The sequence below is a fragment of the Hymenobacter crusticola genome, from assembly GCF_002154225.1.
In the GTDB taxonomy this organism is placed as follows: Bacteria; Bacteroidota; Bacteroidia; order Cytophagales; family Hymenobacteraceae; genus Hymenobacter; species Hymenobacter crusticola.
This window is the reverse complement of sequence record NZ_MTSE01000008.1, coordinates 39,899-66,260: the sequence shown is the minus strand read 5'-3', so window position 1 is coordinate 66,260 and position 26,362 is coordinate 39,899. Positions and strand designations below refer to the sequence as shown.

At 55.0% G+C, this 26,362-nt stretch carries 19 protein-coding genes; 7 read left to right on the top strand and 12 right to left on the bottom strand.

The annotated features are described in order from the left end of the window. Nucleotides 1-89: 89 nt before the first annotated feature. Nucleotides 90-740 (bottom strand): Dps family protein, encoded by a 651-nt coding sequence (locus BXP70_RS16055; protein WP_086595122.1) that lies wholly within the window; start codon nt 738-740, stop codon nt 90-92. A gap of 256 nt (nt 741-996) precedes the next feature. Here BXP70_RS16055 and BXP70_RS16050 point away from each other — a divergent pair, with 256 nt between their 5' ends. Together BXP70_RS16050 and BXP70_RS16045 are read left to right on the top strand one after the other, a co-directional pair. After that, nucleotides 997-1,512: an MOSC domain-containing protein gene (locus BXP70_RS16050; RefSeq protein ID WP_086595121.1), complete on the top strand. Its 516-nt coding sequence runs from the start codon at nt 997-999 to the stop codon at nt 1,510-1,512. A 28-nt stretch (nt 1,513-1,540) separates the two neighbouring features. Then, nucleotides 1,541-2,512 (top strand): nucleoside hydrolase, encoded by a 972-nt coding sequence (locus BXP70_RS16045; RefSeq protein ID WP_086595120.1) that lies wholly within the window; start codon nt 1,541-1,543, stop codon nt 2,510-2,512. 74 nt (nt 2,513-2,586) lie between these two features. Here the strand turns inward: BXP70_RS16045 and acs are convergent, their stop codons facing one another. The 7 genes from acs to BXP70_RS16010 all read right to left on the bottom strand — a co-directional run bounded on the left by acs (nt 2,587) and on the right by BXP70_RS16010 (nt 11,835). Continuing rightward, on the bottom strand, nt 2,587-4,497 hold the full coding sequence (acs, locus tag BXP70_RS16040; protein ID WP_086595119.1) for an acetate--CoA ligase: 1,911 nt from the start codon (nt 4,495-4,497) through the stop codon (nt 2,587-2,589). Between the two features lie 79 nt (nt 4,498-4,576). After that, nucleotides 4,577-4,960: a response regulator transcription factor gene (locus BXP70_RS16035; RefSeq protein ID WP_086595259.1), complete on the bottom strand. Its 384-nt coding sequence runs from the start codon at nt 4,958-4,960 to the stop codon at nt 4,577-4,579. Nucleotides 4,961-5,061: 101 nt separating this feature from the next. Continuing rightward, on the bottom strand, nt 5,062-7,809 hold the full coding sequence (locus tag BXP70_RS16030; RefSeq protein WP_086595118.1) for a sensor histidine kinase: 2,748 nt from the start codon (nt 7,807-7,809) through the stop codon (nt 5,062-5,064). Between the two features lie 98 nt (nt 7,810-7,907). Beyond that, a complete protein-coding gene (locus BXP70_RS16025; RefSeq protein ID WP_086595117.1) occupies nt 7,908-8,123 on the bottom strand; it encodes a hypothetical protein in 216 nt (71 codons plus the stop codon). 81 nt (nt 8,124-8,204) lie between these two features. Continuing rightward, the gene (locus tag BXP70_RS16020) at nt 8,205-9,686 is read right to left on the bottom strand and encodes an MFS transporter (protein WP_086595116.1); all 1,482 of its coding nucleotides are present in this window, start codon (nt 9,684-9,686) and stop codon (nt 8,205-8,207) included. 72 nt (nt 9,687-9,758) lie between these two features. Then, complete coding sequence (locus tag BXP70_RS16015) at nt 9,759-11,285, bottom strand: hypothetical protein (protein WP_086595115.1); 1,527 nt, start codon at nt 11,283-11,285, stop codon at nt 9,759-9,761. Between the two features lie 127 nt (nt 11,286-11,412). Then, nucleotides 11,413-11,835: an IS1/IS1595 family N-terminal zinc-binding domain-containing protein gene (locus BXP70_RS16010; RefSeq protein ID WP_086595114.1), complete on the bottom strand. Its 423-nt coding sequence runs from the start codon at nt 11,833-11,835 to the stop codon at nt 11,413-11,415. Nucleotides 11,836-12,115: 280 nt separating this feature from the next. On the opposite strand from BXP70_RS16010, the gene BXP70_RS16005 reads away from it, so the two are divergent. The 3 genes from BXP70_RS16005 to BXP70_RS15995 all read left to right on the top strand — a co-directional run bounded on the left by BXP70_RS16005 (nt 12,116) and on the right by BXP70_RS15995 (nt 15,110). Continuing rightward, nucleotides 12,116-13,036 (top strand): flavin reductase family protein, encoded by a 921-nt coding sequence (locus BXP70_RS16005; protein ID WP_086595113.1) that lies wholly within the window; start codon nt 12,116-12,118, stop codon nt 13,034-13,036. Between the two features lie 104 nt (nt 13,037-13,140). Further along, nucleotides 13,141-13,830 carry a hypothetical protein gene (locus tag BXP70_RS16000; RefSeq protein ID WP_086595112.1) on the top strand — a complete coding sequence of 230 codons (690 nt, stop codon included), beginning with the start codon at nt 13,141-13,143 and terminating at the stop codon, nt 13,828-13,830. Between the two features lie 107 nt (nt 13,831-13,937). Then, nucleotides 13,938-15,110 (top strand): glutathionylspermidine synthase family protein, encoded by a 1,173-nt coding sequence (locus tag BXP70_RS15995; protein WP_086595111.1) that lies wholly within the window; start codon nt 13,938-13,940, stop codon nt 15,108-15,110. A gap of 183 nt (nt 15,111-15,293) precedes the next feature. On the opposite strand, the gene BXP70_RS15990 is transcribed toward BXP70_RS15995, so the two are convergent. Continuing rightward, complete coding sequence (locus tag BXP70_RS15990) at nt 15,294-16,520, bottom strand: alanine dehydrogenase (protein WP_086595110.1); 1,227 nt, start codon at nt 16,518-16,520, stop codon at nt 15,294-15,296. Nucleotides 16,521-16,614: 94 nt separating this feature from the next. Then, nucleotides 16,615-17,049 carry a tRNA (adenosine(37)-N6)-threonylcarbamoyltransferase complex ATPase subunit type 1 TsaE gene (tsaE, locus tag BXP70_RS15985; protein ID WP_086595109.1) on the bottom strand — a complete coding sequence of 145 codons (435 nt, stop codon included), beginning with the start codon at nt 17,047-17,049 and terminating at the stop codon, nt 16,615-16,617. A 340-nt stretch (nt 17,050-17,389) separates the two neighbouring features. On the opposite strand from tsaE, the gene BXP70_RS15980 reads away from it, so the two are divergent. Then, entirely contained in the window at nt 17,390-22,075 is a 4,686-nt protein-coding gene (locus BXP70_RS15980) for a PAS domain-containing protein (protein ID WP_086595108.1), read from the top strand. A 172-nt stretch (nt 22,076-22,247) separates the two neighbouring features. Here BXP70_RS15980 and BXP70_RS15975 read toward each other — a convergent pair whose 3' ends face one another. Beyond that, nucleotides 22,248-22,679 (bottom strand): LytR/AlgR family response regulator transcription factor, encoded by a 432-nt coding sequence (locus tag BXP70_RS15975; RefSeq protein WP_086595107.1) that lies wholly within the window; start codon nt 22,677-22,679, stop codon nt 22,248-22,250. Nucleotides 22,680-23,046: 367 nt separating this feature from the next. Then, the gene (gene porX, locus BXP70_RS15970) at nt 23,047-24,618 is read right to left on the bottom strand and encodes a T9SS response regulator signal transducer PorX (RefSeq protein ID WP_086595106.1); all 1,572 of its coding nucleotides are present in this window, start codon (nt 24,616-24,618) and stop codon (nt 23,047-23,049) included. A 326-nt stretch (nt 24,619-24,944) separates the two neighbouring features. Between porX and BXP70_RS15965 the strand changes: the two genes are divergently transcribed. Beyond that, nucleotides 24,945-26,174, top strand: a complete 1,230-nt coding sequence (locus tag BXP70_RS15965) for an HD domain-containing protein (protein ID WP_086595105.1) — start codon at nt 24,945-24,947, stop codon at nt 26,172-26,174. Nucleotides 26,175-26,362: the final 188 nt, after the last annotated feature.

The following is a 26,362-nucleotide window of genomic DNA, read 5'->3' as shown; positions in this document are numbered from 1 at the left end:
TAAGGCATACTATATGGTATAGCCCCAAAAGCAACGGCCCTGCCTCTAGAAAGAGGCAGGGCCGTTTTGTAATAGCCTTTAAACGCTACTTATTCAGCTTGCGCCAAGGGCGAATCAACAACGTGTTCTGATACGAACCATACTTGCAGTTCGTTCGTGCGCATTACATTGCTCACGATCAAATCGTTGGTGCCATCATCACCGCTATCGGCAGCTCTTTTCGCAAACTCGTGGCAGTTTTTCAGGATGATTTGGTGTGCTTCCAATAAGCGCGATACTTGGATGGGAGCTTCCTCCCGGTCGCGGGGCGGACGCGGAATGCTGGTGGTTTCGGCAATGTCAGCAGCCATAGCAACAGCAATACCACCTAGGATTTGGATGCGCTCAGCAATCTGGTCGATTAGAGCGTCTTGCTCTTCGTAGTGCTTATCGTAAAGCAAATGCAGCTGGTAGAACGTGGGCCCTACTACTTGCCAATGGTGCTTCTTATACATGTCGCGTAGCGAGCAAGTATCGGCTAGCAGCAAGTTCAGCATGTCGACGCTTTCTTGGCGCACGTTTTCTTCGAGGCCGATGGGTAGACGCTGCGATACAGTGCCGAAGCGCTGTAAGGGAGCAGGCGCCGACTTCTGTTGGTTAAGGATAGGCTGAACGCTAACTGCTGGGTTGCTCTGCTCAGCTTGGTCGTTTGATGCTTTGGGAGTTGCTTTCTTCGCAGGTGCTTTGGTTACGGTTGCCATAGTGCAAGGATTATCTATTCGATGAGGAGCCTGAACAAGTCCGACGGATTGCCCAAGGATACCCTCTTTACGCATATGCTACCGCCGGGTTGAGCCTGCTCAGTATATTTTACGGGCAAACCTAGGTTACCTTCTTTCTAGTTTGGAATTCAAGAAAACTACTGCTGTTTGACAGCTTACCTAGCATCAGATGCTCCTGGTAAGCTTTCCTCTTTTCGTTAGCCTTTTCCTAGTCCTCACTCCTACTGCACACCCCATGGCCTTCCCCTTTGCCGGCGATGATAAATCGACGATAGCTACGCTGCTGAAAACGCTGCCCCAAGTCGGGCACCTGGAGTGGATTGGAATCCGGCCGGTACGCCGCGCGCCGCTGGTAGCCATGCGAGAAGCAACCGTCGAAACGGACCGTCACATCCAAGGTGACCACGCTACGCCGAAGGCGGGTGGCAAAAGGCAAGTGACGCTTATCCAGCACGAAGACCTAGCCGCTGTTGCAGGCTACCTAGGTTTTGCAGAACCGATAGATCCTGAGCGCTTGCGCCGCAACTTGGTGGTGAGCGGACTGAACCTACTCGCCTTGAAAAACCGCAAGGTGCAGATTGGCAAGGATGTGCAACTGGAAATCACCGGTGAGTGCCACCCTTGCTCACGCATGGAAGAAGAGTTGGGTCCTGGTGGCTACAATGCCATGCGTGGCCACGGTGGCCTTACGGCCCGCATTCTGCACGGCGGCGTAATAAAGGTGGGCGACCCAGTGCGGGTACTAGACTAAGCTTCTATTCAATAGCGACTAACTGCTGATGCTACCTAGTTCTTCGCCCGCAAAAAGGCCCGTGCTGTTCGACCACGATGGTGGAGTCGATGATTTCTTGTCCCTATTGCTCTTGCTGCATATGCAGCACGTTGAGCTGCTCGGCGTCTCGGTTACGCCCGCCGATTGCTACCTAGAAAACGCTCTGCTCACCACGCACAAGCTGCTAGCCTTGGCCCAACGGAGCGACGTGGAGGTAAGCGGCGGCAACTATCACGGTGTAAACGCCTTCTCTTCTGATTGGCGGGCCAAGCCAAAGATTCTGAACGCGTTGCCAAGCATGATTAACGTGGAAGTCGAGGCTAATGCGGCGCACTACGACGACAACACGGCCTTCATCATCCGGCAGCTTGAAGCGGCACGGGCGCCGGTTACGTTCCTTATAACCGGGCCTTGCTCGAGCTTGGTGCATACCCTCGGAAAAGCACCTAGCTTGCGAGAAAAGATAGCCGAAGTCGTGTGGATGGGCGGCGCGGTAGACGTGATTGGCAATGTAAAAACCTACAATCACGACGGCTCCGCCGAATGGAACGTGTTCTGGGACCCCATTTCGGCGCATAAGCTCTTTCGCTCCGGCTTGCCCATCACGCTGGTGCCACTGGATGTTACGAATACCGTTCCGGTCAGCTTTGACTTCCTGAAGAAGCTAGCCTCGCAGGCAGATTATTTCTTCTCGAACCTCGCCGGGCAGTTTTGGGCTACTACCATCGACACTATCCCGGCCTACGAATACACCTACTTTATGTGGGATGTGCTCACTACCAGCTACCTAGCTATTCCAAATGCTTTTCAGCTTGAAATGATTGAGCTAGAGGTAGCTCCGAGCGGCCCCGCTGCAGGCAACACCTACCGCAAACCAGGCTCAGGGCAGTGGGTGAAAACGGCCGTAGGCGTGCGCAAAGAAGAGTTTTATGAGTTTCTATTTGATCTGCTGAAGCAGAATATTGTAGCGGCGCCATAACCTAGGCCTAGGTCTTAAACACAAAGCAGCCGCGGCAGGTATCTGCCGCGGCTGCTTTGTAATGTCTACAGCAATTACTTGCGCCCTTCCACGATTTCCTTCACGATATCTGGGTCGAGCAGCGTGGTGGTATCACCTAGGTTGCTGGTTTCGCCCTCGGCTACTTTGCGTAAGATGCGGCGCATAATCTTACCAGAACGCGTTTTAGGCAACCCCGACACAAACTGAATCTTATCGGGCTTGGCAATGCGCCCTATTTCGGCCACGATGGTTTCGATGATGCTGGCTTCCACGCGGGGCGCTTCTGTGGAGTCGACCGGGTCTTGGCAGATGATGAAGGCATAAATACCTTGCCCCTTCACGTCGTGTGGATAGCCCACCACTGCCGACTCAACCACGTGGCTGTTTTGGTTGATGGCGTTTTCGATTTCGGCTGTGCCGAAGCGGTGGCCCGATACGTTAATCACATCATCTACGCGGCCCATGATGCGGTAGAGGCCGTTGTGCTCGCGGCGGGCACCGTCGCCGGTGAAGTAGTAGCCAGGGTACACGCCAAAATACGTCTGGCGGCAGCGCTCATGGTCGCCATAGGTTGTGCGGATGATGCCCGGCCAGGCCTGCTTGATAGCTAGGTAGCCTTCGGCGTCGTTGCCTTCGATTTCTTGGCCTTCTTGATTGAGCAACACCGGCTGTACGCCAGGCAGTGGCAAACCGGCTCGCGCTGGTACGCTAGGGGTAATATCTGCCAGTGCCGAAATCATGATGCCAGCCGTTTCGGTCTGCCACCACGTGTCCACGATAGGGCAGCGGTCTTTGCCGATGTGCGTGTGGTACCAGTGCCACGCTTCCTCGTTGATGGGCTCCCCCACCGAACCTAGCACCCGCAGCGAATCCAGGGAGTAAGCCAGCACGTGGTTGATGTCTTGGGCCATGAGTGAGCGAATGGCCGTGGGCGAGGTGTAGAACACGTTCACCCCGTGTTTGTCAATCACTTCCCAGTAGCGGCCAGGACTAGGAAACGTGGGTACGCCCTCAAACATAAGGGTAGTAGCGCCCGCCAGCAGCGGCCCGTAGAGCAGATAGCTGTGGCCCGTTACCCAGCCAATGTCGGCCGTGCACCAGTACACATCGTTCTCATTGACTTGAAATACGTTGCGGTACGTGTAGTCGGTCCACACCATATAGCCCGCTTGCGTGTGCACCACCCCTTTGGGCTTGCCGGTGCTGCCGGAGGTGTAAAGAATGAAGAGCATGTCCTCGGCCTCCATTTCCTCGGCGGGGCAGGTTTTCTCGACCTCGGCCACTTCTTCGTGATACCACACGTCGCGGCCTTCCTGCATGTGCACGGGCCAGCCCACGTGCTCCACCACAATCACGCCGCGCACCGAAGGGCAGCTTTCCAACGCCTCATCGACCACGCGCTTCACCGGAATCTGCTTGGCGCCGCGGTCGAGGCCGTCGGAAGTGATTACCACCGATGCCTGCGCGTCGTTGACGCGGTCGGCAATGGCATTGGCCGAGAAACCAGCAAAAATAACCGAGTGCACGGCCCCAATGCGGGCACAAGCTAGGGTAGCAATAGCAAGCTGCGGAATCATGGGCATGTAGAGGCACACCCGGTCGCCTTTCTCTACGCCATTGTTATGCAACACATTAGCAAACTTGCATACCTCCTGGTACAGTTCGCGGTAGGTGTAGCGCAGCCCCCGCGTTTTGGGGTCGTTGGGTTCCCAAATGAGGGCTAGCTTGTTGCCACGCTGCTCTAGGTGGCGGTCGAGGCAGTTTTCGGTGATGTTGAGCTTGGCACCGCTAAACCACTTGTTATGACCACCAACTAGATCGGCCTGCATCACCGAATCCCACTTGCGGCGCCAGGTAAAAGGTTCGGCTACTTGAGCCCAAAACTGTTCAGGATTGTCGACGCTACGCTGGTAAGCGTCTTGGTACTCTTCAAACGTGCGAATGCGGGGATGTTCAGCGGGCATGATGGGGAGAATTTGAAATGATCTTGGGGAATTTTCGAGGAAGGCAGGAGCAATAAACGGCTTTTACGCGTGCTTTGAACTAAATAGGCTGCACTCGACCAACCAACGCCCGCACCTGTTCCATGAGCTGACGGGTGCTAAACGGCTTGGAAATATAGAGGTCAGCGCCCACTTCGTAGCCCTTCTGGATATCGGCTTCTTTGCTTTTGGCGCTCAGAAAAATCACCTTGGTGTCTTGCCGGTCGGGGCGTTGCCGCACGTACTGGCACACCTGGTAGCCATCTACGTCGGGCATCATCACATCGAGCAGAATCACCGTGAAGGGCGTTTGGCCGATGGCCTCCATGGCCTCCGTGCCGTTGCGGGCAATGCTGACGCCGTAGCCACTTTTGCGCATCAAGAACTCCAGCGACATCACGATGTTCGGCTCATCATCTACAATCAATACTTGGGGAGCACTCATAGCGGGAATCATGTGGGGCACTTAAAAACTCATTGCAGCAGCGGGTGGCAAAGTTGGTGGTAGCCTAGGTAGCGAAAGGGCATAGCGAGCAACAAAACAGATTAATGATCAACCGCGAGCGGCAACTCAAAGGAAAACCTAGCTCCTTGCTCGGGCGCGCTTTCCACCCAGATGCGGCCGGCATGCAGCTCCACAATCTTTTTGGTGATAGCCAACCCTAGGCCCGAACCTTCGGGCTTGCGCATGGTTTGGTTCTGCGCCTGAAAGAACTTGTCGAAAATCAGCTCGTGCAACGCCGGATCGATGCCTTTGCCATTATCAGCTACCTGGATGCGCACGGTGTTATCGGCGGCTTCGGCTCTCACCCAGATATGCCCGAAGCCATCGACCCGGCACGATTTCACGGCGTTGCTGAGCAAGTTCACTAGCACCTGCATGAGCCGGTCACGGTCGCCGCTGAGGGCAGGCAAGCCAGGAAGCACGCTCACCTCCAGACGGATATGCTTGTCGCGGAGTAGCTGCCCCACGGCGTCGAGGGCGTCGTGGATGATGTCGGCCACGGCGAGCGGGGCGCGTTCGAGGGTGGCTTTGCCCGACTCGTATTTCTCCAGGTCCAGTACCAGCGTGATCAGGCGACCTAGGCGTTCCGTTTCTTTCGTTATAGTGTTCAGAAAGCGCAGGCGCTCTTCTTCTTCCAGGTCAGGATTATCAGACAGAATTTCAGCCAGGGCGCGGATGCTGGTCAGGGGCGTGCGCAACTCGTGCGTAACGGTGTAGAGAAACTCGTCTTTGCGCATGTCGAGCTCCTGTAGTTGTTGGTAAGCATTGCGCAGATCGTCGGTGAGGCGCTGCAACTGCCGCGACTGTTTCTGCAGCTGGCGGTTGGCTTCCACCAGCTGTTGCGACTCGCGCAGAATATCGACCACGCTATCCAAGCTGATCGTTTCCTGCGCCCCGATTGCCGACGCTAGCAGCAGCCGCGCCGAGGCTGGACCGACCGTACCGGCCAGCAGCTTTTCAGCGTAGGCGAGCAAGCGCGGATCGGCGGGCGTAGTTAGGGCGTTGGTTAGTTGCGCATCGGGCACCCGATCGGCAAAGGCCTGCAAGGCTTGCATAGCGCGCTTCTTCCCCAGGAAGCCCGTGAGCAGGGCCCGCAAATCGGGCAGAGGCGTCGCACCTTGCCAACCCGCCGGTCCCTCAAACACGTTGCGGTAGCGAAACACATCCACAAACATGGCGGCTTGCTGTTGCTCTAGGCCCGAAGGCCGGCCGGCCAGCGACACGCCCACGTACAAGCCGACGTTGAAAAACCAGCTCCAAAATAGCCCGTGCGGCAACGAACCAAGGTCTTGCAGGCCAAACAAAGCGTACGGCCGTAGGCTACTTATCCCGGCCACGCCGTGCTCCAGCAGGCTCATTGGCAGCATCCCGGCGCCCACCATGGTAGGCACTACGAGCGTGAAAAACCACAAGGCAAATCCCGCCAAAATACCCGCCGTGGCGCCTTGTTGGGTCCCCCCCTTCCAATACAGGCCACCGAGCACGACGGGCATAAACTGCGCCACTGCGGCAAATGAGATAAGCCCGATATCCACCAACGACAGCAGGTGCCCCACCACGGCGTAGTAGCCATAAGCCAGCAACAGCACCACTACCACGGCCAATCGGCGGCTTTGTAGGGCAATGCGACCTAGGTAGGCAAACCAGCGGCTATCGGCATGGGCGGCTGGAATGCGCACCAGCAAGGGCATCAGCAAGTGGTTGCTCATCATCACGCTCAGGGCAATGGTTTCGACGATGATCATGCTGCTGGCAGCCGAGAGCCCACCTAGGTAGGTGAGCAACGCCAACCAGCGGTGGCCCGCATCGAGCGGCAAAGCGAGCACAAACGTGTCGGCGTCGAGCCCACGACCGGCGTAACGCAAGGCGCCCCCAAGTGCCACGGGTAACACAAACAGGTTGATCACGATCAGGTAGAGCGGAAATAACCACATGGCTTTGCGCAGGTGATTCTCGTTCACGTTCTCTACCACCGCCACCTGAAACTGCCTGGGCAGTAACAAAATGGCCGACACGCTCAGTACCAGCAGCGTAAGCCACTGCGCTCCGCTTGTGCCCGCCTCATGCAAGGTAAACAGCCGGCTGAGGGCCGGCACGGCGGCCGCTTGCGTGAATACATCACCGAAGCCGCTAAACAAACCGAAGGTCACGAAGCCGCCCACCAGCAGAAAAGCCACCAGCTTCACCAGTGATTCCAGCGCTACTGCCAGCACCATGCCTTCGTGGCGCTCGGTGGCCTCCACGGAGCGCACGCCGAAGATGATGGTGAAAAAAGCGAGTCCTACCGTGGTGTAGAAAGCTGAGCTGATATCTACTTGACCGTTGGCCGCGTGTAGTGTGGTGCTCTGCTGCGTGATAATATCGAAGGAAACCGCAATGGCTTTGATTTGCAGCGAGATGTACGGCACCACACCGAGCACGCACACCACCGTAACCAGCGCCCCCAGCCAGGCGCTTTTGCCGTAGCGGGCCGAAATAAAATCGGCAATGGAGGTGAGGCGCTGCAAGCGGCAAATGCGAATAATCTTGCGCAAAACCAGCCACCAGGCCGGCGCCAGCAACGTAGGACCTAGGTAGATACCCACGAAAGCTGGTCCAAAATGCGCGGCGCGGCCCACGCTGCCATAGAACGTCCAGGCGGTGCAGTACACGGCCATGCTCAGGGCGTACACGTACGGGTTGCTCACCAAGCTCCGGCGTTCTGCCGATCGGCGCTCCGCCGCATACGCCACGCCAAACAGCAAAGCTAGGTAGCCCAGCGAAAAGCCGATGACGAGCAACCGGTTCAATGAACAATGCGCAATTAGAGTGAGAAATCGAAAGGATAGCCTTTCGTAAGGAGCTAGGCTAGAAGCGTGACGTAGCTTAGTAGGTTCGCTGGCCTAGCTTATGGTTCGTCGTTTTGGCGCACGAGCCACCCGGTAATTAGCACCAGCGCAATCCAGGCGAGTAGCAAGTAGAGGTACAACACCGGGATGCCCCCTACCCGCCCTTGGTGGTCGAACACGGCGAGCAAAGGAAAATTGAGCAGCACCGTAAACAGCACACTCACAAAAAGGAGCCGCTGCCCGCGGCGCTGCTCGGCTTGTTCGTTGAAAGCCATATGCGTGACTAGGTAACTCAGTGGCTGAGCGACTGGATGGTCAATTAAGAACGCATCCAGTCGCTCAGCCACTGAGTTACACTATTCTTTGTTGTCCATCAGCTTCACGTTGCGCACGTCTTTCATCATGGCCATGCCCACGAAGAAGCAAATCAGGGCAATGATAACTGGGTAAGCTAGCCCGACGAGGCTGCTGTGCTCCTTGGCAAACGTGCCTTCGGGTTGGGCCGCTGCCCACACCCCAATCGACGTTGCAATCAGCGGCACGAAGCCCCCGAATACACCGTTGCCGATGTGATATGGCACCGACAGCGAGGTGTAGCGCACTTTCGTTGGAAACAGTTCGACCAAGTAAGCGGCAATCGGGCCGTACACCATCGTCACGAACACCACCAAGCAGAATACCAGCGCAATCATGGCGGGCACGTTGGGCGTGAGGGCCTTCATCACGGCCGGTACGGCTTTGCCTGCGGCATCTACCGTGGCCGGCGTAACCTCGGTGAGCGGACCGGCAAAGGCCTTGATGCCGTAGAACAGTGGAATGGTGAACAGGGCGCCACAGATCATGCCGGTCATGATGATGCGCTTGCGGCCAATGCGGTCGGAAAGCGAGCCAAAATACACGAACAGCGGCGTAGCGAGGAGCATGGATACCACCATGATAATGCTTGAGTCGACGATATCGAGTTTCAGCGTGGCATTCATGAAGGTGAAGGCCTGGAACTGGCTGGTGTAGAAAATAACCCCTTGGCCCATCGTCACGCCAAACAGCGCAATCAGCACTAAGCGCCGGTTGATGGGATTCATGAAGGAGTCACGTAAGGGGCTTTTGCTGGTAGTGCCGGTAGCTTTGGCTTTGGCAAATAAAGGCGACTCGTGCAGCTTGCGGCGAATGTAATACGAGGCAATAACCAGGAAACCGGAAAGCAGGAACGGAATGCGCCAGCCCCATTCTTTGAAGGCATCTTCGCCCATCAGCTTACGAGTAATCAGAATCACGGAAATGCTCAGGATCAGGCCGCCCGTGGCGGTAATCTGAATGAAGCTGGTGTAGTAGCCGCGCTTTTTGTCGGGCGCGTATTCGGCCACGTAGGTAGCGGCACCTCCGTACTCACCCCCGAGGGCTAGGCCTTGCAACAGGCGCAAAATTACCACCACCACGGGCGCCACGATGCCAATGCTATCATAGCTAGGAATGAGGCCAGTAATGAATGTGGCCCCGCCCATAATCAGCAGCGTGACCAGAAAGGTGTACTTGCGGCCGATCATGTCGCCGAGGCGCCCGAAGAACATTGCCCCGAATGGACGCACCACGAAGCCTGCACCGAACACAGCTAGGGCACCTAGCAGCGTATCCTCGATCTTGCCGGCGTGCCCAAACAGCACCGGCCCAATAATAGCGGCCAGCGAGCCAAAAATGTAGAAATCGTACCACTCGATGACCGTCCCGACCGATGAGGCAGTAATCACCTGCCAGATGGTGCCGGCCGATACCGCGTTGTTGTCGTGCTCCGCCGGAGCATCAGCGGCGTAGCCGTGTGCGTTAGGGATACTCTGTTCCATACTCGTTTTGCTTGATGAAATAAGTTGATGAGAAGTGGGAATTGGGAAAGGCAAGAAGGACTGCGCAGTGGCTTATAAATAAACCTGCGTTTGCAGCGTAATTTCGGGACGGTAATTGACGTCGTTCACGTTCGTAAAGTCGGGGCGTGAGCGGTAGTTTAAGGTCACTTTGGCGTTATGGCCATCGAGCAGCAGGTTCACCCCTGCGTCGACTGTTTTGGCCGTCTGCCGGTCACCGTTGCTCTGACGCAAGCCTTCGTAGCTGCCGCGCAAGTAGGTCACGTAGGGTTGCACCAGCGCTTTCGGACCTAGCGTGTTTTTGGGTAGCAGGAAGCCTACTTGCACGTACTCAGAAGAGCCCGTACCTGCCGTCGGAATAGCATTGCCGCGCAGTAAGTTACCACTAGGGTTGACGGAGGCCGGAATAGCACTACCATATCCAGGGTTCTCAGCCCCGATGTAGCGCACGTAGTTCGGGCCAAAGTCGAAGTTGTAGTACACGCCATACAAGGTCAGGGCAGTGCCAGCGTCTTTGTTGAGCGGTACGTCATAGAAGGCGTCTACCCCGAATAGTTTTATGTCATGCTTCTGGGTCGCAACGGCCACAAACGGATCGGCACCGGTAGCGAGCGGCACCGTTACGGCACTGGAAGTAGGCCGCGAGTAGGTGCCGTCCTTGTTGTACATAAAGCCGGCGCCCACGCTCAGCACTTTTTTTGTACCTAGGTAAGTGCCAACTTGATAAGGCAGGACGTTGGCCTCAGGCTCAAAGAAGTTGTAGCTGAAATAGCCCTGATACACGTGCTTAGTATCCTGCGGATTGAACTGCGCGATGTTGGTGCCAGTGTTCGTGGTGCCGGCCGTGGCACCTAGGGTCAGGGGTGTGCCGCTGACGTTGGTTAGGAAGGGGTCACTGACGGATACCCGATAATCGAACTTATCAATGCGGCCTTTCGCATACACACCCATCCAGCGGGCAAACTGATCGAGGGCATCAATGGTGGGAAAGTTGGTCAGCGGCAGGTCCATGGGCAGGATATTAACCGTGCTGGCGCTGCTCAAGCGTGAAATGCCGTTGTAGTAGTGCAGGCCTGCACCTAGGCTCAAATACTTGTTGACTTTGTACTCCGTAACGGCTTCGTGAATGAAAAACTGCGGCTTCTTACCGGGCCCAGTGGCTTCGCCAGGGGCCCCGCCGCTCACGGCATTCTGGTTGTTAATCCCTAGGTGCGTATAAAGCAGAAAGCGCGGGTTGAGTTGCGCCAAAATCACCAAGCGCGAACGACGCAGCCCAAAGTCAACTTGCCCGTGCTGGGGCTTGCCCGGGGCACGTAGTGTCCCGCTATTGTTCTCGGTGTAGCGGGTGTACACTTGATGCCAGGAGATGAAGCGCAGGTATTTCGAGCCATCGGGTGAGATGTTCACCTTCATCCCCGCTCCGTAAGGAACTGCCTGAGTGGGGGCAGGCGTGGGAGGGGGCGCCGTGGGTGGAGCGGGCGGGGGCGCTTGTCCGCCGGCGGGAGGAGGCGTTACCTGCGCTGTAGCACTGGCAGCCACCAGCATACTGCTGAGGGCTAATGCGTAACGGTGTTTTTGCATGGGATGGTGGATGGGTGGGACTCCAATGAGTAGCTGATTACCAGCTGCTAACACTAGCACAGCACCAAGTAGAAAAATCGCCCAGCGAAAACCATCTTCACGCTATCGTTCTGCTAATGGTATAGCCCTACCCTTCTTTGAACCGCTCCCAGCGAATCATCATATACTTATCACCTAGCTCCGTCACCATCAGTCCCGCTCCTTTCAGGTTCTGCGGATTCTGGATAAAATCAGCTAGCTCCTTCTGAGTGAGTATTTTGTACGTCGGGTGATAATCTGTCTGGCGCGGCGCTCGTAGGCCGTACTTCTTCACCCAATTCATCACGCTCACGTGGCTCACACCCAGCAGTCGTTCTATTTCGCGGTAGCTCACCCCTTCCACGTACAGCTGCAACGCCTTGATCACGTAGTAGGAGCTCACCTCCCGCCCGACCTTATCGACAGAATAATGATAACCGCAATTTTTGCACTTGTAGCGCTGTCGGCCGCCCACTACGCCACTTTTAGTAGCTTCTGTTGAATCACATTTGGGGCAGGCAGGCTTGGTCATGAGTCTCAAAGAATAGCGATGGCAGCCCACCTATAGTTGTTTAGCAAAGATATACTACTTTAGCAAAAATAGGTTTCTTGCTTCCTAATGATTATCATTTAGTGCTGAGTAGAATAGCCAAACGAACTTGGTCGCAGCTAATAGCAAAAGCAGTAAAGCGTAGAAGCTGATTCACCCAACAGCTTTGCAGCGCTGCTATTCCAGCGGGATAGGGTTGAATCGGCGACCTGACGATATAAACCGTTACACTAGCTTTGGTATCTATCAAAAGCAGTTGCTTATGCCCCTTCCTCCCTACCGCACCATCACGCCTGGCAGCTTACCCGCCAATGAATGGTACCAATTCATGGTAACGTCCGTGGCGCCGCGGCCCATTGCGTTTGTCAGCACCATTTCGGCAGCGGGCGAGGTCAACCTGAGCCCGTATAGCTTCTTCAACGTCTTTAGCGCTAGCCCGCCCATTCTTATCTTCTCGGCTACCACACGGGCCCGCGACAACAGCCCCAAGGACACCTTGCTCAATGTACGCGAAGTGGCCGAGTGCGTCATCAACATTGCCAATTACCCCTTGGTGGAGCAGTTGTCACTGACCAGCACAGAGTACCCACGCGGCGTGAACGAGTTTGCGAAGGCCGGTTTCACCGAGGTGGCTTCTGATAAAGTCCGCCCGCCGCGGGCGGCCGAGTGCCCAGCGGCGTACGAGTGCGTCATCGAGCAAATTGTCCCACTAGGCAACACCGGTGGCGCGGGCAACCTCGTTATCTGCCGGGTGGTACAGGCCCACTTCCACGAAACGCTGCTGAACGACAATGGCATTGGCTTGAATCCGCACAAGCTGGAAGCTGTGGCCCGCCTCGGGGGCGATTATTACTGCCGGGTAGGTCCCCAAAGTTTGCTGGAAGTACCTAGGCCTAACCGACACCAAGGCATCGGCTTCGACCAACTGCCGGCGCATGTCCGCCACAGCGACCTGCTGACGGGCAACAACCTAGGTCGGCTGGCCAATGTGGAAGCGGCCGCGCTGCCATCAGCGGCCGACGTACAGGCATTTCACCACGAACCCTTAGTGGCGTACACGCTCAGCAAGTACCACGGCGACCCCGCCGAGCAACGCCGTCAGCTCATGTTACTCGTTAAACAGTACTTAGAGGAAGGCCTGGTGCAGGAAGCCTGGAAGGTGCTGCTATTAGCCGATAAATAATAAAATGCCTACCTAGCTTGCGGCTCCTTCATTCACATGACGCCATTTTTCGTTAGCCTACTCAGAACCAATCTGCCTACTACCCCTACAACCACCTCCTAGCTATGAATAAGCCTTACTTCCAACTCGGCGACTGGCGTCGTAACGTACTGCTCGTTGCTGCGGCTGCCAGCCTCGGCATTGGTCTCCCCGCCTGCTCCGGCGACTCCAACTCCGATTACAACAAGACTGCTGGTGACTGGAGCAACGGCAACGAGACGTACTCGGAGGGCGTTATCACGGAAATGACCGAGGTGCAGCCGGGCGAGTGGAAAATTACGGCTGAGCGTCCCGCAGGCAAGGAGCAGATTGCGGCCGTCCTCAAACATTTTGATGGCAAAGTAGATACGCTGCAAGGCGAAGCGCTGCAAAAGCAAATGCAGAGCTACAGCCACAACAACCCCGAAAATCGTGTGGGTGGCACTAGTATGATGGACGTGCTGATGTGGGGCGGTATTGGCTACATGGCCGGCCGCTTCCTGACGCCAAACCTAGGTGCTTACGCCAACCCGGGCGTAGTGCAACAGAACAACGCGTGGCGCGCCCGCATGGCGCAAGAGCGTGGCCAGGGCCGAGGCTTTTTCGGCCGGGGCTTCACCGGTGGCCGGACATCGCCAACCAGTGGCATCCGACCTAGCTCCACCGTTACTCGCAGCACCGGTTTTGGCCAGAGCCGGAGCAGCATTCGCAGCAGTGCCCCGGCTGGTCGTAGCTCAGGCTTTGGCAGCCGCGGCGGCCGCGGTTTTGGCGGCTAATTTTCAATTACCAGTTGCCCATTAGCAGGCATTAAGTGGTCGAGCTTGCCTTGTTGCTAGCCCACCTGATGCACGACAAGCAGCAATTGACAAATAGTAACTGACAGATGATCAAACTTTTGCCGCTCTCCGGCGACGTATCTCCGGCCGTGCGGGGACTAGGATGGGACTGGGCCATTGAAGATGCTTGCCAAAACTACGTAGCCCGCGAAGCCGTGCAACTGCCTGAGCGCTCCGCTGATGCCCTGCTGCAAGCCGCCGATGCGCTCTACGATATGCTGGTGCAATGCATCCCCGATCCTATTCCCGATGACCTGCTGCGCTTGCTTGCCATTCCCGGCAACCTGTGGGCCGCCGTGCGCCAATCGTGGAACGACGACCGCCACTGGCACCTCTATGGCCGCTTCGACCTAGCCGAAACCACCGACGGACCTAAACTACTGGAATTCAACGCTGACACGGCCACCAGCTTACCCGAAACGGCCGTGGTGCAATGGGCCAGCTTAGTTGCCGCTGGCCAAGCCAACGACGACCGGCAGGTGAATGGTCTTTTTGAAGGTATGCAAAACCAACTGGCGCAGTGGCTGGAGCTAAACAACGACTTAGAGCCTACGCTCCTTCTAATCCATCTACCAGATAGCGAAGAGGATGCGGCTAACTGTGCCGTCGTGGCCGAAGCGGCGTTGGAAGCTGGCTTTGCGCAAGTCCATATCAGCTCCGTTGATGCCATGCAGGTTTCCGTGCAGGGCCCAGACCGGGGTGCCTGGGCCGAAGTGGAACCAGGTCAATGGCAGCGTTTCGCTTTCGTATTCAAGCTCGTGCCCTGGGAAATATTGGCCGATGAAGAACCTGAACTCACTGCCGACCTCACGCAACTGCTACAAAGCCGCGACCTGATTATCGCCAACCCGGCCTATGCGCTCCTGTTTCAGAGCAAAGGTATCCTAGCTTGGCTCTGGCAAAACTTTCCGCACCATCCGCTGCTGCTCGAAGCCTCTCTGCAAGACCTGCCGGGGCATGCAGTGCGCAAGCCCTTGCTAGGTCGTGAGGGCCAAAATGTGACGGAACTAAACAACGGACAGGCTGGCGAAACCATTGAAGGAGATTTTGCCGACCAAGCGCAAGTAAGTCAGCGTTTTGCCGAGCTGCCGCAGGATACGCAGGGTCGGCGCTACCAAGCGGGCGTGTTCTGGGCCGGTACCGCCTGCGCCATCGGGTTTCGTCGCGACGCAGGCTTCATCACCAATTTGTCGGAGTTTGTACCGCACGTGGTAGCGTAAGCAACCTAGGTATCGCCCAAATCGACTTAGGTAGTCTCCGCAACAGCGCGTACGCGCGGCGGCCACCCAACAGCTAGGCAAGCCCTATACTTGATGTGGCCACCTATCTGCTGCTACAAGCACCAGATAGGTGGCCACAAAATTCGTGTAAGTCGAAAAAGCCGACCTAATCCGTGGTTCAAACTAATTGCGCACAGCAATCATTAGGCTTAGCTCCTTGTAGCGCATATTGAATTTCTTCGCAATGGCTACGTTCGTCAGCGAGCCTTTGTAGATGTACACGCCGCTGCGGAAATGCTCGTTGGTAAACAGCACTTCGTTTACGCCACCGTGCTGGCTAATTTCCTGCAAAATGGGAGTAAAGATGTTGCTCAAAGCATTGGTAGCCGTGCGTGGCACCCGCGACGGGATGTTGGGTACGCAATAGTGAATGACGTCGTATTTGCGAAAAACTGGCTTGTTGTGGCTCGTTAGCTCTGAGGTTTCAAAGCAACCGCCCTGGTCGATGCTCACGTCGATGATCACCGAGCCCGGCGACATCTGCGACACCACATCTTCCGGCACCATGAAGGGGATACGCCCCTCCTCCACATTCAGCGCCCCAATCACCACGTCCGCGCGGCGGATTTGTTGGTTGAGCACAAAGGTATCCAACGTGCTAGTGTAGAGCTGAGTACCTAGATTTTGCTTTAAACGGCGCAGTTTGTAGATATGGTTGTCAAATACTTTCACCTCGGCACCTAGGCCAGTGGCGGCGCGGGCAGCATATTCGGCCACCGTGCCAGCCCCCAGAATGACTACCTGCGACGGCGGCACACCTGTGATGCCGCCCAAAATAATGCCTTTGCCCTCATTGGCTCGCGCCAGGTATTCAGCCGCAATCAGCATCACCGTGGAGCCCGCTATTTCGCTCATAGCCCGCACCACTGGCCGGGCCCCCGAAGGGTCCTTGATGAGCTCGAAAGAAATGGCATTCACCTTCTTGCGCGCCAGAGCGGCAATATATTCCCCGGTGAGAGAACCAAATTGGAGCGCAGAAATCAGCGTCTGGTTGGCGCGCATATGCTCGATTTCTCCTTGCGTGGGCGGCGCCACTTTCAGGATAATGTCGGCCTCGTACACCTCCTTTTGCGAATAAGCAATAGTAGCTCCGGCTTCTGAGTAGTCGTGGTCGGAGTACTTGCTAGGCTCCCCGGCCCCGCTTTCCAGCACTACCTCATGGCCTTCGTTCACGAGATGCTTCACCGCTTCGGGCGTTAGGCCCAGGCGGTTTTCTTGCAACGAAGTTTCTCGCGGCAACCCAATGAAGAGTTTTCGGCGCCGCGTCTCCACAGCCAGCATGGATTCTTGGGGGTAAAAGGCGCGGCTGGTAGCCAGCGACTCGAATCCTGGGGGTACTGCTTCAGGCATTGGAAGAAATTAAAAACTAAAAACGATGACTTGAAAACTAGCTAGCACAACACGATTATTGATTCTCAATACATTAGGCGCGGCCGTTTAATTTTCAATTCTCAATTTTTACTTGAAGGGTCCTTGATTCTGGTCCGGTAACGAAGAGGCTAATAAGCAGATAAGCAGGCGGCAATAAAGCTTCCACGCGACTTGGCCATTCTAGCAGGCAAAGATAACCAGAATCGAAGTACTCCAAGGCACCCATCGCTATTGCTTCGCTCGGATCGTTGAGCCGGTAGAAGTCGAAATGATAAATCGGATGGTTATGCGCGTCGCGGTATTCGTTGACGAGCGAAAAAGTTGGGCTGCTCACTTCGCTCTCTGGCACGCCAAGGCCAGCGCACAACGCCTTGATGAACGTGGTCTTACCCGCGCCCATCTCGCCTTCAAAAGCTACAATGCGATGATCAGCAAGTAGGTGCTGAAGCTGCGCAGCAGCGGCCGGCAAAGCAGCTAAGCTAGTAATTGGGATTTCGATAGTAGGCATGACGACAACTTTTCTAGTTGCAAGTTTAGCAATCTTCCGCCCAGCCTACACACTATGGGGCAGACAGCTACCTAGGTAAGCACATTTTTTTGCGTTACTATTTGGCCTTAGCAGGCTCTCGTTGGCACAGTTTATAACACTCATAATTTTGTATTTCAGCAAGTTGCGTTACTAGTTAACCTCTTCGCATTGCGGCCGGCTATACTACCCGCTCCTTAGCAGTAGCCCAGCAACTTGGCCTGTGTAGAAGTGGCATCATTTCAGTGTGAGAAGTTAGATTCTGACCAGAAGCATCCTTCGCTCTACCCATCACCATACCTAGGTTTGTTTTATCTTTTATATGAGTAAGTTATTCTCTTCTTTTTCGCTGGAAGAGTCCTACCAAGCCTTGCGCCGCGAACTCCAGCAAGAACGGGCGCAACGAGCGCAGGCCGAACAGCAACTAGCTGAGTTGCAGAATACCTTAGCGCAAGCGCAGCTTTTACTTGCCCAAAGCCCCGCGCCTATTCTTCAGCTTGATGCGACGGGACAGCTCTCGTGCATGAACCCGGCCGCGTCAACCTTTACGCACACGGCCGCCCCGTCGGCAACGGACGCCTTCTATCATCAGGTACGTACCTGGGCAGAAGCCGCTCGGCAGTCAGGCCCGCAGCAGCAGCACCTCGGCCTCGCTGATCAGCAGTACACACTGCTCGCCATGCCATCTGCCGGCGGATCGTGCGTCAACCTGTATCTGTCCGACATTACCGCACAACACCAAGCCGAAGTAGCCTTGGTTGAGCAAAAAGCGTTTTACACTACTGTTCTAGAGCAGCTTCCTATCGGCGTCACGGTCTTCGACAGCCAAGAGCGTTACATGCTGGTGAATAAGTGGGTAGTGGCCGACGATGAGACCCGCCAGTGGATGATTGGCAAAACCAATTTGGAGTCTTGTCGCCAACGCAACCGCCCAGTTGAAATAGCCCTGCAACGCACCGCGATGTTTGAGCAAGCCGTGCGGGAGCGACAGGCCGTCACGTGGCACGAAACCTTACAACAGCCCACTGGCCTCCAACGGTTAACGCGGGTTTATCAACCTATCTTCAACCCCGATGGCTCCGTCCGGATGGTAATAGGCACGGGCACGGATATCACCGAGCAGCACGCAGCCGAAGAGAAGGTAGCTCAGCAGCACGAATTTTACGAGTCGATCCTGAATCAGTTGCCTATGGATGTAGCCGTCGTCGACGAGCAGCACCGCTTCCTGTACGTCAACCCGGCGGCAATTAGCAGCGCGGCAATCCGCGCGTGGGCTATTGGCAAAACGAACCTCGAGTACGCCGCTTATCGGCACCTTTCCTCGGAGCTCACTGAGCGGCGAGAAGCCAAGTTTGCCCAGATGATGAGCGAACGACGGCAAATCCATTTTGAGGAAACCCTGATGGCGGCCGATGGCCCACGCCGACTGCTCCGCTACCTGCATCCGGTGCTAGCCGCCGATGGTTCAGTGCGCATGATTATTATTTACGGCGTAAACATTACGGAGCGCTACCAGGGCGAGCAGCAGCTAGCTAGGCAACGCGCCTTTTACGAGAGCATTCTCAACAACCTACCAACTGATATTGCCGCACTCGATTCGCAGCAACGCTTCTTATACGTCAACCCGGTCGCCATCAAAGATGCGACTGTACGCCAGTGGATTATCGGCAAGACTAGCCGGGATTACGTGCTACATCGTCAGCACCCGCTTGCCCTAGCTGAGCAGCGCGAGATCATATTCGAGCAGGTGATGGCAGAACGGCGGCAGGTGAGCTACGAAGAAACATTTCATACGCCAACTGGCCCGCAGCACCTACTCCGGATCTTGCATCCCGTGCTTGCCCCCGACAATTCCGTCAGCATGGTGCTGGTCTATGGCTTGAACATTACGGAGCGCTACCAGGGCGAGCAGAAGCTGGCCGAACAACGCGAGTTTTACGAAACCATTTTAAACCAATTGCCCGCTGATATAGCCGTTTTTGACGCACATAATCGCTACTTGTTCGTCAATCCGGTTGGTATCAAGGATGACGAGTTGCGAAAGTGGATTATTGGCAAAACGAACTTTGACTACTGTGCCTACCGTCAGCGCCCATTGGAGCTAGCCGAGCAGCGCCAAGCCGTATTCGAACAACTTGTGGCTGAGCGGCGGCAACTCAGCTTTGAGGAAACGCATCATTCGCCTACGGGCCCGCGGCGGATGCTGCGAATCAACCATCCCGTCTTTACGCCGACGGGCACCCTTCGCATGGTGCTTGCCTACGGACTAGACATTACGGACCGCTACCGAGCCGAGCAGCAACTGGCGGAGCAACGTACGTTCTATGAAACCATCCTCAACCAATCGCCGAGCGCCGTTGCCGTTTACGACGCGGAGGGCCGCTACCGGTTTGTTAATCCTAGCAGTATTCAAGATCCAGAAATTCGCACGTGGATCATTGGCAAAACAGATCTAGAGTACTGTGCTTACCGGCAACTGCCGGCTGCCATGGCCGAGCTGCGCAATGCCCGGCGGGAGCAGGCCGTGCGCGAACAGCGGGAAGTGTCGTGGGAAGAAACGCTTAAGAGCCCGGCTGGCCCGCGGCACTGGTTGCGCATGGTATATCCCGTATTCCACGCCGATGGCTCCTTGAATATCGTTATTGGATCGAGCGTGGAACTGACTGAGCGCTACTTGGCTGAAGAACGCCAGCGGCTGGCAGAAGCCGCCGTCCAGGAGCAGCAAGAGTTTGTTCGTCAAGTAGTTGATACCATTCCCAACTTCCTATATGTGACCGACAAGGAGGGTGACGTACTTTTTGCAAATGTGGCCTTCGATTCGATTACGCAGCAAGGCAACCACTTGCGGGTCAACACAACGGATGATACACCTGAAGCGGCTGAACTGCGCCAACTTACGGCGTGGAGTGAGCACGTGTTAGAAACACAAGAGGAGGTAAGAAAGGAGTTGCCAGTGACGCTAGCTACTGGTGAAACGATGCAATTTCAGATAGTGAAGCGCCCTTTGGTGCGCAATAACGGCAAAACCGAGGTGCTTACTGTCGGCACCGATATTACAGAAGTGAAGCGCATTCGTCGGAACCTTGAGCGAAATGCCAAGCAGTACCATGAGCTCATGCAAAACACGCAAGTGCTTATTTGCACGCATGATTTGCAAGGTAACATTCTGTCGGCTAATCCGGCGTGGGCAACTCTGCTAGGTGTACCGGTCGAGCAAATAATAGCCAGTAACCTCATTACTACTCCGTCGGGCATACCGGCGCAAGCTTTCGAGCAGTATTTGACTAGGATCACAGAGCGCGGCGACACTTCAGGTCTGCTTCCGCTGCAGCTTAGCACGCACAGCGATACGCATTATCTGCTGTACCACAATTGCTTGGTCAATGAGCCAGATCAGCCGGCGTACGTGATATCGTACAGCCAAGACATTACCAACCGAGTATTGGCCGAGCAGGAGCTTGAGCGAGCCAAGCTAGCTGCTGAAGCCGCCGTTATGGCCCGCGAGAATTTTCTGGCCAACATGAGCCATGAAATTCGGACTCCCATGAACGGCGTCCTTGGCATGGCGGGCCTGCTCGCCCGCACGGAGCTGAGCTCGCAGCAACGCGAATACCTAGGTATCATTCGCAACTCGGGCGCCCACCTGCTCAGCGTCCTCAACGATGTGCTCGACGTGGCCAAAATTACATCGGGCAAGCTAGAGCTGGAGCATACACCATTCGACCTAGGTACCATCATCAAAACGGCCGCGCAAACTCTAGGTTTCCGGGCTATAGAAAAGGGCATTCAGTTTACGGCAGATCCGGTGGCGCTGCCTCACCCCATGGTAGTTAGTGACCCGCACCGCCTGAAGCAAGTGTTTCTCAACCTGTTTGGCAACGCTATCAAGTTCACGGAGCGCGGGAGCGTCCGCCTCACCACCCAGCTGCGCGCCGAAACGGACACGACCCTCACGGTTACTTTTTTGGTGATTGATACCGGGATTGGTATTCCGGCGGAGAAACAGGAAAAGATCTTCGAAAGCTTCTCGCAAGCTTACACCGATACAACACGGCGTTTTGGAGGCACTGGGCTTGGCCTCACCATCAGCAGCAGCTTAGTCGAGCGCCTTGGAGGCCGGCTTTTCATTCATAGCGTACCCAACCGCGGCAGCACATTCAGCTTCACGCTTACGTTTGCCAAAGCCGCGCTAACGGCCAGTACTGCCACCGACCAAGATCAGGAGGACCTTTTAACAGCCGAAGCAGGCCAAGCAGTGCAAGGACTGCGGGTGCTGCTCGTTGAAGATCACGAGGTGAATCGGCAGCTAGCCCAACTGGTACTGGAAAACTTTGGGGTGCACGTTGATACGGCTGCCGACGGTGCCGCCGCGCTACTTCTCTTCCAGCAGACCTTCTATGATGTTATTTTGATGGATATCCAAATGCCTGGTATGAGCGGCTTGGAAGTAACGGCCAAAATGCGTTGCCATCCCGACACGGTGCGGGCGCACACGCCCATCATCGCTTTGACTGCCAACGCCTTTCACTCCGATAATGAGCGGTACCTAGCCGCTGGCATCAACGACTGCATCGCCAAGCCGTTTGAAGAGTTGGAGTTGCTACGCAAAATTATTGTAGCACACGAGACTGCAGCTCAGCAGCCTACGCCCTTATTTAACCTAGCCGACGTGCATCGGATGGCTCATGGCAAGTCAAGCTTTGTACTGCGCATTCTGGATTCTTTCCTCACGCATACCCCAACTGAACTCACCAACTTCCAACAAGCCGTTGCTGCCGACGATTGGAAAGTGATCGGGCAAATTGCGCACCGTCTCAAGCCTACCTTAAAGATGCTGCAAGTACACCAGCTCACTGAACCCGTGCTGACGCTGCAAGATGCCGCAGCCCCTGTTGCATTGCGAACTGAAGCCGCTACTTGTTTTGTAGAATTGATGCCACAACTCTTGGATGAGTTACGGCAGTGGCGCACCGTCGCCATCGCCAATGAAGCTTTTACTACAAAATAATACAAGCTTAGGGCGTGAAGTCATTTCAGTAATGACTTCACGCCCTAAGCTTGTATTTAGTAACTGATACTCGCTGAATCGCACCCTAGCTTTATGACAAAAGTTATAATCTACAAATCTAGTTTCTGCTAATTATAACACAAGTACTTATAATATTATTTATATTTATAACTTATCGATGGGGGCTCGCAGCTAGGTGAATGACTCTGTCTCCGGCGTTGAGCCGCTCAACTACACGATCTACGGCGCGGCAGAAACAGTCATAGCTGAATGGCTTAACTAGATAATCGGCTACACGTAACTCAAAAGCATCACTGCCAAAGTTCTCGTGAGCAGTAGTAAGGACTACTTGCGGTGCTTCTGGTAACAGACGGAGCATATCTAGGCCATTCAAATCGGGCATTTCTACATCCAAGAACAAAACGTCCACCCGGCGTCCTACGCTAAAAAAATCGAGCCCTTCTACACTCCCAGCCAGCGAAGCTACTAGTTGCAAAGACTCATTCATTTCAATATAATGCTCTAACGTCAGCCGATTGATTTCACTGTCGTCGAGTATGGCGCACGTCAGGATCCTAGATGGCGCAGTAGTTTCAGATGGCATAACAGGAGATAGATGAATTGCGAAACAGAACAATAATACCAAACCGGCCTCACAAGCATGCCCATCGAATATGCGTGGCCTTAATTGGTAATATACAAATCTAGCTTAAACCATATGATAATCTAAATACTTTTCTATGTAATAGGTAAAATACTCGTTCAAGTATTCCTATTACACACGAAACGTATTAGATCGATACAATTCAAGCCGTAAACAAGTATTTACCCCCTTGACTACAAATTGCCTGCCTATATCCTAAAACAACTTGCCACAAGCTGTTCGTGCTATATAAACCAAGGCTGTAAGTACACAAAGAGGCCAGTCTAATGACTGGCCTCTTTGTGTACTTACAGCCTTAGTAGTAACCCTAGGCGCCTTTCGGAGTTAGGGTAATGAATGGAATGATACATTCCTCTAGGGAGATGCCACCGTGCTGGAACGTGTCCTTGTAGTAGTTCACGTAGTAGTTGTAGTTGTTAGGGTAGGCGAAGAAATAATCGCCAATGGTAAATACGTAGGCGGTGCTCACGTTTTCGCGGGGCAAGAAAATACGCTCCGGCTTACGCACCGTGTATACGTCGCGCGAGTCGTCGAAACCTAGGTTCTTGCCGTGCTTGTAGCGCAGGTTGGTGTTCGTGTTCCGGTCACCCACAATTTTATAGGGGCGCTTCACCCGAATAGTGCCGTGGTCGGTGGTAATAATGAGCTTGCCTTTTTTGTCGGCAATCTGCTGGAGCATCTCGTACAGCGGCGAGTGCAGGAACCACGAGCGGGTAAGCGAACGATACGCCGATTCGTCGGCGGCTAGCTCCCGAATCATGGCCATGTCGGTGCGCGCGTGCGAGAGCATGTCCACGAAATTGTAGACGATGACGTTCAGCTTATGATTGTTGTGCAAGTTAGCCATCTTACCAAGCAGGTCTTTGCCGGCTTGCAGGTTGGTCACCTTGTTATAGCTGTACTTGTACTTCTGACTGGCCTTCTGGAACATGATTTCCATGAAGTCCTGCTCGTGCAGGTTTTTGCCCTCGTCGTCGTCGTCGTTCACCCAGAGATTAGGATACTTCTTCTGAATCTCGCCCGGCATCATACCCGAGAAGATAGCATTACGCGCGTACGCCGTAGTGGTAGGCAAGATGGAGTAATACATTTCCTCCTGGTCTACGGTGAACAGTTCAGCAATCGTAGGCTCCAGAATCTTCCACTGGTCGTAGCGCAGGTTATCGATGAGCACGAAGTACACGGGCGTGTCGCCGGTAGCTTTCAGCAACGGAAACACCCGTTCCTTGAAGAGCTGATGCGACATGAGCGGGGCATCGTCGTCGTCACCGTTTACCCAGTCTTCGTAGTTCTCAGTGATGAAGCGCCCGAAGTACGTGTTGGCCTCGTCCTTCTGCATGTTGAAGACGTCGGCCATGCTCTTGCCTTCCGTCTCGTCAATTTCTAGTTCCCAGAACACTAGCTTCTTATACACGTCGGCCCACTCACTTGGGCTGAGCCGGTCGCCGAGCTGCATACCTAGCTGGCGGAAGTCGCGCTGGTAGCCGCTATTGGTTTTTTCACTGACGAGGCGCTTGTTGTCCAGCACCTTCTTCACCGACAGCAGAATCTGGTTCGGGTTAACGGGCTTAATGAGGTAATCGGCAATCTTGGAGCCGATGGCCTCTTCCATGATGTGCTCTTCCTCGCTCTTGGTAATCATGATGACCGGCGTGGTAGGGCGAGCCGCTTTGATTTCCGTGAGGGTTTCCAGGCCCGTAAGGCCAGGCATGTTCTCGTCCAAAAACACGAGGTCATAATTCTGTTCGCCCACTTGCTCAATGGCATCGGCGCCGGAATTTACGCCGGTCACGTCGTAGCCTTTTTCCTTCAGAAACAGAATATGGGGCTTGAGCAAGTCAATTTCGTCGTCGGCCCAAAGAATGGAATAGCGTTGCATAGGGTTGAGAGTAAGAAACACTAAGCATTTGCCTAGGTTTGGGGGAATAAACAGCCCTAAAAGCACTCCAGCAACGGCGCGTCATCGACGAAGCGACAAGGCACCTAGCGTAGGAGAAGGCTAAGAATTCGGTAGTAGCTTTACTGCCAAAGGCCGCGTTTAGGTTTGCAAAAATTATGATCTTCCACTGTTCTGTCGTAAAGAAACCGAAAATTACGGTGGGGAAAGCCTCATCTGGACCGCCCATGCTATTCTCTCGACCGACGGGCACTTTACAGCGACTAGCGTATTAAGGCACTAAACGCCTGACTGGTGCCCCTGCATACATGAACAAAAAGAAAATATTCAACGACCCGGTCTACGGCTTTGTCACCATTCCGACGGAGCTCCTATTCGACCTGATCGAGCACCCTTACTTTCAGCGGCTGCGCCGAATTCAGCAGCTAGGTCTCACGGGCTTCGTGTATCCGGGGGCGCTGCACACGCGCTTCCACCACGCCCTCGGGGCGATGCACCTGATGAGCATGGCCTTGCGCACGCTCAAAGATAAGCACGTAAAGATTTCGGCGGCCGAAGGCCAAGCGGCGCTAGCCGCTATTCTGCTCCACGACATTGGCCACGGCCCCCTCTCCCACGCCCTAGAAACGGCTATTTTCCACGAAGTCCCGCACGAGCGGTTGTCGTTGCAGCTCATGCAGCGCCTCAACCGGGAGCACCACGGCGCCCTCGACCTAGCTATTGAAATTTTCCAGGGCAGTTACCACCGCCCCTTTTTTCATCAGCTTGTGAGCAGCCAGCTCGATATGGACCGGCTGGATTACCTCAACCGCGACTCCTTCTATACCGGCGTGCAGGAAGGCCGCCCCGGCGCCGACCGCCTCATAAAAATGCTCACCGTAGTGAACGAACGACTGGTGCTGGAGGAAAAAGCCATTTACAGCATCGAAAACTTTCTGGTGAGCCGCCGGCTAATGTACTGGCAAGTATATCTGCACAAGGCTGTTACGAGCGCCGAGCAAATGATTATCCGCATTGTGCAGCGCGCCCGCGACCTGACCCGTGCCGGTCACAAAGTGCCCGCGTCACCGGATTTACATTTTTTTCTATCCAAGCCAGTCAGCATTAAAGATTTTGAGCAGGACGAAAGTATCCTGCAACGTTTCGTGCAACTCGACGACTACGACATCTGGGGGGCTGTAAAAATGTGGGCCGGCCACCCCGACAAGGTGCTCAGCTATATGTCGCGCAGTATTCTCGACCGGCACCTGTTCAAGATTACCTTGCAAAGCGAACCTGTAGACGAGGACCTGAAACTAGGGGTAACGGAGCTGATCAGCGAAAACTTCAGTTTGCCCATGGACGAGGCTAAGCTACTGATGCTTAGTGGCCGTATCAGCAACAACGCGTATGACTCCCACGACGAAACGATTGATGTACTCACCAAAAGCGGGCACGTAGTGAATGTGGCGGAGGCCTCCGACTTACCGAACATCCGCGCCCTCAGCAAACGCGTTGAGAAGTATTACATCTGCTATCCCAAAGAGATTATCCAATAACGTGTAGTGCTTCGTGCTCAGCCCTAGTAGCTAGCTTTACACGCCCGTTGTTTGTTTGCGCAATCAATAAAAGAGGTAGTCGGCTCTCACCCGGATGCGCCTAAATGACCTAGGTCTTAATAAATAACGCTGAGCACAGCACGCGAAGCACGAAGCACTAAAATCGAAGTACCAATTTTCTATACTTT